Raw genomic sequence first — 11,133 nt, 5'->3', positions numbered from 1 at the left:
CGCTCAACACCACCGCCACCCACCACCGAGATCCACCGAACCGAGGCACCACCCATGACCCAGAAACTCACCCTGCTGCGCGGCGTCCAGGCGATCAACTGGAACCGCATCGAGGACGACAAGGACCTCGAGGTCTGGGACCGGCTGACCGGCAACTTCTGGCTGCCCGAGAAGGTGCCGTTGAGCAACGACATTCCCTCGTGGCGCACGCTGAAGCCGCACGAGCAGCTGATGACCACCCGGGTCTTCACCGGCCTCACCATGCTCGACACCATTCAGGGCACCGTGGGCGCGGTGTCGCTGATCCCCGACGCGATCACCCCGCACGAAGAGGCGGTGTACACCAACATCGCGTTCATGGAGTCGGTGCACGCCAAGAGCTACAGCTCCATCTTCTCGACGCTGATCAGCACCGATGAGATCGACGACGCGTTCCGATGGAGCGAAGAGAACGAGAACCTGCAGCGCAAGGCGCAGATCGTGCTCGACTTCTACTACGGCGACGACCCGCTGAAGCGCAAGGTCGCCTCGACCATGCTGGAGTCGTTCCTGTTCTACTCGGGTTTCTACGCCCCGATGTACTGGTCGAGCCACGCCAAGCTGACCAACACCGCCGACCTGATCCGGCTGATCATTCGTGACGAGGCCGTGCACGGCTACTACATCGGCTACAAGTACCAGCAGGCGCTGAAGCAGGCCGACCAGGCCCGCCGCAACGAGCTCAAGGACTACACCTTCGACCTGCTCTACGAGCTGTACGACAACGAAGAGAACTACACCGAAGACCTCTACGACCCGCTCGGGCTGACCGAGGACGTCAAGGCGTTCCTGCGCTACAACGCCAACAAGGCGCTGATGAACCTCGGCTACGAGGCGCTGTTCCCCAAGGCCGCCACCGCGGTGTCACCGGCGATTCTGGCCGCCTTGAGCCCCAACGCCGACGAGAACCACGACTTCTTCTCGGGCTCCGGCTCGTCGTACGTGATGGGCAAGGCGGTGAACACCGAAGACGAAGACTGGGACTTCTGACCCCCGCGAACTCACTAGTGGTGTGTCTCTCACTAGGCTCGTCACAGTCGAAGTCCGAGTGTGCCGTCATACCCCAGAAAGGGCGTGCGGATGAGTCCGTCGAACCGTGCGGCACGCGACGAGAACCTGGCCGAGGCGTCCGAGGCCGTCTGCCGCATGGGTTCGATGATGTTGCACGCCGGCACCGGCTCGTATCGGGTCAAGGCCGCCATGGGCCGGGTCGCCCAGGCGCTGGGCATCGATCAGCTCGAGGCCCAGGTCGGCCTGACCGAGATCGTGGTCACCACCCGGGCCGGGCGCAGCTTTCGCACCCAGGTGGTCGAGGTGCCCGCTCCCGTGGTGAACGCCGACCGGATCGCCGCACTGATGCGGGTGTCGCTGCGGGCCGAGCCTGGCCTGTCGGCCACGGTGCTGAACCGCCAGTTGGACGTGCTGGTGGCCAACGCTCGGCACTACCCGACCGGCGCGATCGTGGCCGGGGCCGCGGCGGCCTGCGCCGCGTTCGCGTTTCTGAACAACGGACGCTGGCAAGAATGCCTCGCCGCGGCGATCGCCGCAGGGTGCGGCAAGCTCGTGCAGTTGCTGCTGCGCCGCCTGCACCTGAACCACCTGGTGATCATCGCCGTCGCGGCGACCACGGCCTGTCTGGTGTACATGCTGTCGGCACAGTTGCTGCAGCATCTGCTGCCCACGGCCGAGAACCCGCTGCACGAGGCGGCCTTCACCTCAGCCATCCTGTTTCTGGTGCCCGGGTTTCCGCTGCTCACCGCGGCGCTCGACCTGGCCCGCTTCGACTTCACCTCGGGGGTGTCGAGGCTGCTGTACGCGTCGCTGATCACCCTCGCCGCCGCGCTCGGGGCCTGGCTGGTGGCCTGGGCGTTCGGCCTCACCCCGGGCGAGATCGAACCGCTCGGACTGCCCGCCGGGGTGATGCTGCTGGTGCGGGTGGTGGCGAGCTTCGTCGGCGTGCTGGGCTTCGCCGTCACCTTCAACACCCCGATGAACGCGGCGTTGGCGGCGTCCGTGATCGGCGCGGTGGCCAACGTCGGCCGGCTCGCGGCGGTGGACGCCGGCTGGAACCCGTTGGTGTGTGCGGCTGCGGCCACGACGCTGATCGGGCTGCTCGCCGGCTGGTTCAGCCAACGTCTGGCCACGCCCCGCATCATCTTGTCGGTGCCGGCCGTGCTGATCATGATTCCGGGCGCCGCGACCTTCCGTGCGCTGGTGGCGGTGATCAACAAGGACCCGCTCAGTGGCCTCAGCAACGGCTTCACCGCGCTGGGCATAGTGATCGCCCTGGCTTCGGGCCTGGTCATCGCGCGCATGCTCACCGATCAGGCCTGGCTGTCGCAGACCCCCAGCTGGACCCACATGCCGGCCACCCATGCCCAAGAGGTGCTGCGCGAACGGGCCAGGCGAACCGGACGCGCGCAACCTCGCGCCTTCGACCCCGACGGTGACGGCAACGGGTCGTCGTGATCGGCTCGTACCGTGCAGCCGCACGGTGGGTTCAGCGCCGACGCAGCAGGTAGGTGTCGAACATCCAGCCCTTGCGGGCCGCCGCCTCGGCACGCACCCGCACGATCTCGTCGCGCACCTTCGCCAAGTCGCCGCTGATCAGCAGCTCATCGGGGGTGCCCAGGTAGGCGCCCCAGTAGATGTCGATGCCGGCGGGGTCGATGGAGTTGAAGGCGAGCTTCCCGTCCAGCATCGCCACCACGTCGTCGACACCGTCGGGCATGCCGTCGGCGAGCAGTCTGGCCGGCAGAATCTGCACCGCCCGGCCCTGCCGGTTGAGCGGAATGCGGTGCCGGGCGGTGAGTGCGTGCACGCTGCTGACGCCGGGAACGACGCGCAACTCCACCGGTTCAGAAAAGTCGCGCAGCACCTCGTGCACGATCGCCAGCGTGCTTTCGAACAGCGACGGATCTCCCCAGACCAGAAAGCCACCCACACCGTCGTCGCCGAGTTCGGCGGTCAAAGCGGCGCTCCACAGCTCGCGCCGTTGCGCCCGCCAGAGTGCCACGGCCGCGTTGTAGTCGGGGGCGGTGCGCCACGGCCGGGGTGGGTCGTTCAGTTCCACGATTCGGGGCAGGGTCTGCCGGTGCCGGCCGAGCACTTCGCGGCGGGCCTCGACCAGGTCGTCCAGCTCGTCCTCTTTGAGTACCACGAACAGCACGTCGAGTCGCTGAATCGCCCGGACGGCCTCGAGCGTCACCCAATCGGGGTCGCCGGCCCCGATGCCGATCAGCAGCAGTTCGCGACTCATGGCCCCGATGCTAGTGGTGCGTCTCCCACCACTAGGGAGTGGCCGCACCGGGCCGGTGGACGATCCAGGCGACTGCCTCGTCCACCGACGAAACGACGCCGATGCCTTCGGGTGGCGGCGGCCGGCGCACCGCGACCACCGGTACGCCCAGGGTGGCGGCCGCGTCGAGCTTGGCATCGGTGCCGCCGCCGGAGTCTTTGGTGACCAGCACGTCGATGGCCCTACTGGTCAGCAGCTCCAGCTCGTCCGGCAGCCGGAACGGGCCCCTGGCGCGCACCACCTCCCAGGTGGCGGGTGGCGCAAAGCCCGGCGCGTCGACCATGCGGGCCAGCACGTAGCGGTCGGTCCAGCCGGCGAAGACGCCGAGCTCCTGACGTCCGATGGCGAGGAACACCCGCTCCCCCAGTCGCTCGGCCTCGCCGCGGGCCTCGTCCAGTGACCCCACCCAGTGCCAGTGCTCGGCGTCGGGGCGAGCGGCCCAACTCGGCCGCTCGAGCCGCAGCAGGGCAACGCCGGTCACGGCGCAGGCTGCGGCGGCGTGCGCGGTCATGGTGGCGGCGAACGGGTGGGTGGCGTCGACCACGGCGCTGACGGCGTTCGCGCGCAGGTAGCCGGCCAGGCCGTGCACTCCGCCGAACCCGCCGATGCGCACCTTCCCGGCGGGCAGCAGCGGGGCAGCCACGTCGCCGGCCAGGGACGACACCACCTCGACGTCGGCGGCGACCAGCCGGGCGGCCAGGTCGCGGGCCTCGGCCGTGCCGCCCAGCAGCAGCGCGCTCACCGGGAGCTCGCCCGGGTCAGACCGGCAGCCAGCCCCGCGGTCGCCAGGGCGGCCAGCGCTGACACGGCCAGGGCCAACCGGTTGGCTCTGGCCAGGTCGGCAGGGGTCGGCGCGGGTCCGGTGCCCAACTCGCCACGGTCTTCGGCGACGCCGCCGTAGCTGTTGCGGCCGCCGAGCGTGAGGCCCAGGGCGCCGGCGAAGGCACCCTCCACCACGCCGCCGTTCGGGCTCGGGTGGCGATCTGCCTGCCGGCGCACCACATCGACTGCATCCGCCGGCCGTCCACCGACCAAGGGGGCGGCGAGCACGGTCAGGGCTGCGGTGAGCCGGGCGGGAACCCAGTTGGCCAGGTCGTCGACCTTCGCCGCTGCCCAGCCGAAGTTGCGGTAGTGGTCGTTGCGGTAGCCGACCATCGCGTCGAGGGTGTTGATCGCCCGGTAACCGAGCAGGCCGGGCAGGCCTGCGACGGCGCCCCAGAACAGCGGTGCGACCACAGCGTCGGAGGTGTTCTCGGCGACCGACTCCAGCGCGGCCCGGGCGAGATCGTCGGCGTCGAGGGTGTCGGGGTCTCGACTCACCAGGTTGCGCACCCGGTTGCGCGCGGCCGGCAGGTCACCGGCCTGCAGGTGGTCGGCGATCGCCTCGGCCTCGCGGGTCAGGGAACGTCCGCCCAGCACCGTCCAGGTCGCAGCCGCCACGACCAGCGGACGAAGGGCCGGATGCCCCTTCAGGGCCCGCTCGAGCAGAGCGCCGAGCCCGACCGCGGCCCCCACCAGGGTGGCCTCGAACACCGCCCCCCGCAGCTTGTCATCGCCGTACAGCCGCTCTTCAAGGCGCAACGCCAGGGCACCGAAACCGGCCACCGGATGCCCACGCCGCGGGTCGCCGAGACGCTGGTCGGCCAGCCAGCCCAGGGCCAGGCCGGCCCCCGATCCGACCCGCGTCAGCGACATTGGGTGACCTTTCAGGTTCTGCCAAACGACGCCGCCGAGTCTGCCAGACTGAAGGCCGCAGACAGCGGTGAGGAACACCGGTGAACCCCGAGCGGGGTGAATCCGGGGCGGTCCCGCCACTGTGACCGGTCGGCTGAACGCAGTCCCGGAAGCCAGGAACTCGCCGTGTCTGCCGAGCGACGACGTCAGGCGCGGACACCTGAGGAGGCTCTCTTGGCTTCGGCTGCCACGAGCATTCCCACCCTGGTCGGGGTGGGCGTGGGTCCCGGCGACCCCGAACTGATCACGATGAAGGCCGTGCGCGTTCTCGACGACGCCGACGTGATCCTGGTGCCCAGCACCGAAGCCAGCGCCGACGATGCCGGCCGCGCCGAGCGGCTGGTGCTGGCCGCCTGCCCGTCCGCGGAGGCGAAGCTGCGCCGCATCCCGTTCAGCATGGCGCAACGACGTGGGGTGGGCACCAAACGCCGCAAGTCGTGGGAGGCGTCCGCCCAGGCGGCCGTCGAAGCGTTCGAGGACGGCGCTCGCACGGTCGCGTTCGCCACCGTGGGCGACCCCAGCGTGTACTCGACGTTCAGCTACCTGGCCGCGCACGTCCGGGCGGCGGTACCCGACCTCGAGGTCGTGGTGGTGCCGGGCATCACCGCCATGCAGGCCCTGGCAGCGGCCAGCCTGACCCCATTGGTCGAGGGCACCGAGAGCCTGGCCCTGGTGCCGGTGACCGCCGGGCTGGACGGCGTGGCGGCGGCCCTGGACGTGGCCGACACGGTGGTCGCCTACAAGGGCGGCCGGCAGCTGCCCGAACTGCTGGAGCTGATCCGGCGGCACGATCGGCGCGGCGTGCTCGGGGTGAACGTCGGGCTGCCCGGCCAGACCCTGACCCCACTGGACCAGGTGGATGGCGAAGCAGCCCCCTACTTCTCCACCGTGCTGATCGCCCCGGCCCGCACCCAGACCGGAGGACGACTGTGAATCCCAGAGCTCAGGGCGAGGTGGTGTTCGTCGGGGCCGGGCCCGGTGCGTCCGACCTGATCACCCTGCGCGGCGCCCGAGTGATCGCCGAGGCCGACATCGTGATCTGGGCCTCCAGCCTGGTCGACGAGGGCATCGTGGCCGGCGCCCGACCGGGCGCCCTGGTGATCGACTCGGCGTCCGCCTCGCTGGAGGACATCACCCCCCTCTACCAGCGCGCCCATGACGAGGGGCTGCTGGTGGCCCGGGTGCACACCGGCGACCCGTCCATCTACGGCGCCACCGCCGAGCAGCGGCGCATCTGCGAGTCCGTCGGCATTCCGCATCGCACCATTCCCGGGGTCTCGGCCTTCTCGGCCGCTGCGGCCCGCATGGACGCCGAGATCACCGTGCCCGAGGTGTCCCAGAGCCTGATCCTCACCCGGCTCGAGGGGGGCCGAACGCCGATGCCGCCACGCGAGACCGTCCGCGGGTTCGCCGCCCACGGCGCGACCATGGCGCTGTACCTGTCGGCGGCGCGCAACAAGGTGCTGCAGGCCGAACTGCTGGCCGGCGGCTACCCCGACGACACCCCGTGCATCGTCGGCTACCGGGTCAGCTGGCCGAACGAGTTGATGCTGCGCTGCCGGCTCGACGAACTGTCGGCGACCATGAAGGAGCACAAGCTCTGGAAGCACACGGTCGTGCTAGTGGGCCCTGCGCTGGCCGAGGAGTCGACCACCCGCAGCCACCTGTACCACCCCGGGTTCCGGCACGAGTTCCGGGCTTCCGACGGCACCCCGCTGATCACCAGGAGCGAGCAATGATCACCGTCCACGGCCTGCTCGGCGAACCCTCGCCCGACCTGGCCCGGGCCGCCGCCGCGGCCGACTGGGTGGTCGGCGGCAGCCGTCACCTCGACCGCCTGGCGGTGCCCGAGCAACGCCGCATCACGCTGGGTGCCCTCTCGGCTGCGGTGACCCGCATCGCCGCGCTGCCCGAATCGGACGACGTCGTGGTGATCGCCAGCGGCGACCCGCTGCACTACGGGGTGGTGCGTTCGCTGCGCGCGGCCGGGCTGCGTCCGCGGGTGGTGCCGGGTGTCGGCTCGATCGCCACCGCCTTCGCCCGCGTCGGCCTGCCGTGGGACGACGCGGTGGTGGTGAGCGTGCACGGACGCCCCTTGGCCCCCGCACTGGCGATGGCCCGCAGCCACCCGAAGGTTGCGGTGTTCACCTCGGCCGACAACGGCATTCGTGAACTCGCCGCCGGGCTGGCGGGGCGCGACCGGACGTTCGTGCTGGCCGAGCGGCTCGGGGAGCCCGACGAGCAGGTGCGGGTGCTGGACGCCGCCGCTGCCGCCGGGGTCGAACCGGTCGAACCCAACGTGGTGCTGATTCTCGCCGCGCCGCCGGACGACCTCGGACCCACCACCCTGTGCGCCGACCTGCCCGGGGATCGTGAACTCGTCATCGGTCAGGTGACCAGCGGCCCGGCCAGCCTGCTGCACGCCGACCGCATCGACGCGACGCTCGGGGTGCGAACCCGGCGCTACGCCGAGGGAGCCGTCGACGGGCTGCCGCAGGCCTGGGCGGACTGCGACCTGATCGTCAGCCACCTCGCCTTGGGCGCCACCACCCGCATCATCGCGCCGCTGCTGGCCTCGAAGAAGACCGACCCGGGCGTCGTGGTGGTCGACGAGGCCGGACGCTTCGCGGTGCCGCTGGTCGGCGGTCACGGCGGCGGTGCCAACGACCTGGCCCGCCGGATCGCGGACGGCCTGGGCGCGACCGCGGTTATCACCACCGCCACCGACGCGATGGGCCTGCCGGGCCTGGACACCCTTGGCTGGCCGTGGTCGGGTGATGTGGCCGGGGTCACCCGGGCGATCCTGGACGGCGAGCCCGTCGCCGTCGTCCGATCGCAGTCCTGGCCGCTGCCGCCGCTGCCGAAGAACGTGGCGGTGAGCACCGCCGACGCCGAACCCTCCGGCATCACCGCGCGCGTGCTGGTCACCGATCGGCTGGTCGAGCCTGCCGCGACCAGCGCAGTCCCCACGGTGGTGCTGAATCCGCCGAGCCTGGTCGCCGGCATGGGGTGCAACCGAGGCACCTCGGCGGCCGCCCTGCATGCCCTGCTGACCAGCACCTTCGCCCAGGCGGGCCTCGACCTGCGTGCGCTCGCCGCGATCACCTCGGTCGATGCGAAGGCCGACGAGGCCGGGCTCATCGAACTGGCCGCAAGGCTGCGCGTTCGGTTCGTCACCTACCCCGCTGCCGAACTGGCCGACCGTGACGTGCCCAACCCGTCCACCCACGCGGCCGAGGCGGTCGGCACGCCGAGCGTCGCAGAGGCGTCCGTGCTCGCCCACGGGGCGACCCTGATCGTCGAGAAGCAGAAGACGCCCGAAGCCACCTGCGCGGTCGGACGGCTGCCCGCCCGCGGCCGGCTGACCGTGATCGGCCTCGGCCCGGGCTCGCGCGACCTGACCACGCCGCGCGCCCAGCAGGCGATCCGCGAGGCCTCGGTGGTGGTCGGTTACCGGCCGTACGTGGCGCAGGTGAAAGACCTGCTCGCACCCGGCGTCCGCATCGCCAGCACCCCGATGGGCAAAGAGGAGGAGCGCACCGCGACCGCGATCGCGTTCGCCCGCGAGGGCCACAACGTCGCCCTGGTCTGCTCGGGCGACCCGGCGATCTACGCGATGGCCTCGCCCACCCTCGAACAGGGCACCGACGGCATCGAGGTCGAGATCGTGCCGGGTGTGACCGCCAGCCTGGCCGCCTCGGCGATCCTGGGCGCACCGCTGGGCCACGACCACGCCACCATTTCGCTGTCCGACCTGCACACCGACTGGCACACCATTCTGCGGCGGGTTCGGGCCGCGGCCGAGGCCGACCTGGTCACCGTGCTCTACAACCCACGCAGCCGCACCCGGCTGCACCACCTGCCCGACGCGCTGGCGGAGTTCACCCCGCACCGGCCGGGTGAGACTCCGGTCGCTGTGGTCGAAGAGGCCGACCGCCCCGACCAGAAGGTCACCCTGTCGACCTTGGCCGACTTCGATCCTGCCGTGGTGAACATGAACTCCCTTGTCGTGGTCGGTTCGTCGACCACCCGTTACCTGCCCGCCGGCGAGGGGCGCACCGTGATGGTGACCCCGCGCGACTACCACTGGATGAAGCCATGATCGATCCCGCCCTGCCCCTCGCGTCCGCAGGCCCGGAGGACCGCCACGTGCCCGCTCCCGACGACCCGGCGGCCGTTCCGCCGTCGCCGCCGCCGCTGATCATCGCCGGCCACGGCACGCGGGTGAACTCGGGTGCCGAGGCGGCCTACGAACTCGTCGACCGGGTGCGTGGGTTGCTGCCCGGTGTTCGGGTCGAGGCCGGCTTCGTCGAACTGACCCCGCCGACCATCGACGAGGCGCTCGGTGCGGTGCTGGCCGATTCGCCCGCAGCCGTGGTGGTGCCGCTGATGCTGGGCACCGGCGGCCACGTGCGCGAGGACATTCCCGAGGCGATCGACCAGGCCAAGGCGCTGCACACCTCCGCCACGGTGGTGCGCACCCGGCACCTCGGCTCGCCCCGCCAGCTGATCGAGGCGGTGCACGAGCGCATCGCTCAGGCCCGCGGCGACTGGCCGGCCGAAGAGACCGACGTGCTGATGGTGGGTCGCGGCTGCAGTGTCACCGAGGCCAACGCCGACCACGTGCGGTTGTCGCGGGTCATCTTCGAGAGCGGCGGCTACCACCAGGTGCTGTCGGGTTTCATCCAGGTGGTGCGGCCGTCGGTGCCCGACATTCTGAACCAGTACTACGCCTCGGGCAGCCGGCGCATTGTGGTCATGCCGCACTTCCTGTTCACCGGACGGCTGGACGAATGGGTGCGCGGCCACGTCGCACGGTTCCAGGACGCGCATCCGGACGCCGAGGTGCGGGTCGCCGATGTGATCGGGCCCTGCGACCAGCTGGCCCAGGTGGTCGCCCAGCGCTACAAGGAGGGCGCCCTGCGCGCCCGCACCACGATGGGGTCGCCCGCCTATCTGGCCGGGTTGCTGCTCAAGGGTCGCAAGGTGGTCGTGGTGGGCGGCGGTTGCGTGGCCCGGCGCCGGGTGCCCAAGCTGCTCGAGGCGGGCGCGCGGGTTCACGTGATCTCCCCCGAGTTGCACAAGTCCCTGCTCGCCCTCGCTGAGGCCGGCGCGATCACCTGGCACGCGCGCGACTACCGTCCGCACGACCTGCACGACGCCTGGTACGTGCTGGCGCTCACCGACTCGGCCGAGGCCAACGCCGCGATCGTCGACGAGGCCGAGTCGCGGCACACCTTCTGCGTGCGTGCCGACAACGCCGAAGCCGGGTCGGCCTGGACGCCGGCCACCGGCGACACCGCTGGCGTCACGGTGGCGGCGATCACGAGCCACGACCCGCTGCGCGCCCGGGCGATCCGCAACCGGTTCCTCGAGATCGTCAGCGAGGAGGGCCTGTGAGGTACGACTACGTCACCGACGGCACCGAGATCTATCGACGGTCGTTCGAGATCATTCGGGCCGAGGCAGACCTGTCGGGAATGCCCGACGACGTCGCGGACGTGGCGGTGCGCATGATTCACGCCGCCGCCCAGACCGACCTGCCGGCGTCCATGGCCTGGTCGGACGGGTTCGTCACCGCCGCCCGAAACGCGCTGAACGCCGGCGCGCCGATTCTGTGCGACTCGCAGATGGTGGCCAGCGGCATCATCCGTTCGCGGCTGCCGGGCGACAACGAGGTGGTCTGCCTGCTCGGCACGCCCGAGGTCGCCGCCCACGCGGCGGATCGCGGCACCACCAAGACCGCCGCCGCCGTCGAGTTGTGGCTGCCGCGGCTGGCGGGTGCCGTGGTGGCCATCGGCAACGCACCGACCGCCCTGTTTCACCTGCTGGAGGTCGTTGAAGAATCGGGTGTGAAACCTGCGGCCGTGGTCGGCATTCCGGTCGGGTTCGTCGGTGCGGCGGAGTCGAAGGAAGCGCTGATCGCCAACGGCCTGGGGCTTGACTACCTGGTGCTGCGCGGACGCCGGGGCGGCAGCGCGATCACCTCGGCCGCGATCAACGCCCTTTCTCGCCCGGGAATCTGACCGGCAGCGAGCGACACCCGCCCCGTGACGTCCTGC

Annotated in this window: 10 protein-coding genes and 1 riboswitch; of the genes, 7 read left to right on the top strand and 3 right to left on the bottom strand. The window is 71.1% G+C overall.

Going from position 1 to position 11,133, the window contains the following annotated elements; all coding sequences use genetic code 11:
- Nucleotides 1–54 precede the first annotated feature (54 nt).
- Together nrdF and MPLG2_RS16140 are read left to right on the top strand one after the other, a co-directional pair.
- The gene (gene nrdF / locus MPLG2_RS16145; RefSeq protein WP_105187033.1) at nucleotides 55–1,029 is read left to right on the top strand and encodes a class 1b ribonucleoside-diphosphate reductase subunit beta; all 975 of its coding nucleotides are present in this window, start codon (nucleotides 55–57) and stop codon (nucleotides 1,027–1,029) included.
- A 90-nt stretch (nucleotides 1,030–1,119) separates the two neighbouring features.
- A complete protein-coding gene (locus MPLG2_RS16140; RefSeq protein ID WP_158681280.1) occupies nucleotides 1,120–2,508 on the top strand; it encodes a threonine/serine exporter family protein in 1,389 nt (462 codons plus the stop codon).
- Between the two features lie 31 nt (nucleotides 2,509–2,539).
- On the opposite strand, the gene cobF is transcribed toward MPLG2_RS16140, so the two are convergent.
- From cobF to MPLG2_RS16125, 3 genes are read right to left on the bottom strand one after another with little or no spacing between them, the layout of a single operon-like run.
- Complete coding sequence (gene cobF, locus MPLG2_RS16135; protein ID WP_105187031.1) at nucleotides 2,540–3,298, bottom strand: precorrin-6A synthase (deacetylating); 759 nt, start codon at nucleotides 3,296–3,298, stop codon at nucleotides 2,540–2,542.
- Between the two features lie 31 nt (nucleotides 3,299–3,329).
- A complete protein-coding gene (locus MPLG2_RS16130) occupies nucleotides 3,330–4,079 on the bottom strand; it encodes a cobalt-precorrin-6A reductase (RefSeq protein WP_105187030.1) in 750 nt (249 codons plus the stop codon).
- Nucleotides 4,076–5,032 carry a cobalamin biosynthesis protein gene (locus MPLG2_RS16125; protein ID WP_105187029.1) on the bottom strand — a complete coding sequence of 319 codons (957 nt, stop codon included), beginning with the start codon at nucleotides 5,030–5,032 and terminating at the stop codon, nucleotides 4,076–4,078. Before MPLG2_RS16125 ends, MPLG2_RS16130 begins: the two co-directional genes overlap by 4 nt.
- 47 nt (nucleotides 5,033–5,079) lie before the next feature.
- Nucleotides 5,080–5,214: riboswitch (cobalamin riboswitch) on the top strand.
- A 106-nt stretch (nucleotides 5,215–5,320) separates the two neighbouring features.
- Here MPLG2_RS16125 and cobI point away from each other — a divergent pair.
- The 5 genes from cobI to MPLG2_RS16100 are packed head-to-tail and all read left to right on the top strand — an operon-like array spanning nucleotide 5,321 to nucleotide 11,097.
- Complete coding sequence (cobI, locus tag MPLG2_RS16120; RefSeq protein WP_231936013.1) at nucleotides 5,321–6,004, top strand: precorrin-2 C(20)-methyltransferase; 684 nt, start codon at nucleotides 5,321–5,323, stop codon at nucleotides 6,002–6,004.
- On the top strand, nucleotides 6,001–6,810 hold the full coding sequence (gene cobM, locus MPLG2_RS16115; RefSeq protein WP_105187027.1) for a precorrin-4 C(11)-methyltransferase: 810 nt from the start codon (nucleotides 6,001–6,003) through the stop codon (nucleotides 6,808–6,810). The genes cobI and cobM overlap by 4 nt, the downstream gene beginning before the upstream one ends.
- The gene (gene cobJ, locus MPLG2_RS16110; RefSeq protein WP_105187026.1) at nucleotides 6,807–9,173 is read left to right on the top strand and encodes a precorrin-3B C(17)-methyltransferase; all 2,367 of its coding nucleotides are present in this window, start codon (nucleotides 6,807–6,809) and stop codon (nucleotides 9,171–9,173) included. Before cobM ends, cobJ begins: the two co-directional genes overlap by 4 nt.
- Complete coding sequence (locus MPLG2_RS16105) at nucleotides 9,170–10,471, top strand: CbiX/SirB N-terminal domain-containing protein (RefSeq protein WP_105187025.1); 1,302 nt, start codon at nucleotides 9,170–9,172, stop codon at nucleotides 10,469–10,471. Before cobJ ends, MPLG2_RS16105 begins: the two co-directional genes overlap by 4 nt.
- Entirely contained in the window at nucleotides 10,468–11,097 is a 630-nt protein-coding gene (locus MPLG2_RS16100) for a precorrin-8X methylmutase (RefSeq protein ID WP_105187024.1), read from the top strand. Before MPLG2_RS16105 ends, MPLG2_RS16100 begins: the two co-directional genes overlap by 4 nt.
- Nucleotides 11,098–11,133: the final 36 nt, after the last annotated feature.

Source organism: Micropruina glycogenica, assembly GCF_900289045.1.
In the GTDB taxonomy this organism is placed as follows: domain Bacteria; phylum Actinomycetota; class Actinomycetes; order Propionibacteriales; family Propionibacteriaceae; genus Micropruina; species Micropruina glycogenica.
This window is presented reverse-complemented; position numbering and strand designations above follow the sequence as displayed.

Bases quoted from the DNA above. Each gene is read 5' to 3' on its own strand.
- cobF (WP_105187031.1), bottom strand. From the start codon at position 3,298: ATGAGTCGCGAACTGCTGCTGATCGGCATCGGGGCCGGCGACCCCGAT.
- MPLG2_RS16140 (WP_158681280.1), top strand. From the start codon at position 1,120: ATGAGTCCGTCGAACCGTGCGGCACGCGACGAGAACCTGGCCGAGGCG.
- MPLG2_RS16105 (WP_105187025.1), top strand. From the start codon at position 9,170: ATGATCGATCCCGCCCTGCCCCTCGCGTCCGCAGGCCCGGAGGACCGC.
- nrdF (WP_105187033.1), top strand. From the start codon at position 55: ATGACCCAGAAACTCACCCTGCTGCGCGGCGTCCAGGCGATCAACTGG.
- cobJ (WP_105187026.1), top strand. From the start codon at position 6,807: ATGATCACCGTCCACGGCCTGCTCGGCGAACCCTCGCCCGACCTGGCC.
- MPLG2_RS16125 (WP_105187029.1), bottom strand. From the start codon at position 5,032: ATGTCGCTGACGCGGGTCGGATCGGGGGCCGGCCTGGCCCTGGGCTGG.
- cobI (WP_231936013.1), top strand. From the start codon at position 5,321: ATGAAGGCCGTGCGCGTTCTCGACGACGCCGACGTGATCCTGGTGCCC.